This window comes from Lactobacillus nasalidis (genome assembly GCF_016587775.1).
GTDB lineage: Bacteria > Bacillota > Bacilli > Lactobacillales > Lactobacillaceae > Lactobacillus > Lactobacillus nasalidis.
The window spans coordinates 1-333 of the sequence record NZ_BOCG01000555.1 but is presented as its reverse complement, the minus strand read 5'-3'; the positions used below and the strand labels follow the sequence as shown (position 1 = coordinate 333).

Genomic DNA, 333 nt, shown 5'->3' with positions numbered 1-333 from the left:
CAGTGCCCAAATCATTACACCTTTCGTGCAGGTCGGAACTTACCCGACAAGGAATTTCGCTACCTTAGGACCGTTATAGTTACGGCCGCCGTTTACTGGGGCTTCAATTCAAACCTTCGCTTTGCAGCTAAGCTCTCCTCTTAACCTTCCAGCACCGGGCAGGTGTCAGCACCTATACTTCATCTTACGATTTTGCAGATGCCTGTGTTTTTGATAAACAGTTGCTTGGGCCTTTTCACTGCGGCTGATCTTGCGACCAGCGCCCCTTCTCCCGAAGTTACGGGGCCATTTTGCCGAGTTCCTTAACGAGAGTTCTCTCGCTCACCTGAGGAT

At 50.8% G+C, this 333-nt stretch carries 1 rRNA gene; it reads right to left on the bottom strand.

The features are described 5' to 3' along the window. Positions 1-333, bottom strand: a 23S ribosomal RNA gene (locus tag lacNas_RS10740); the annotation flags it as partial.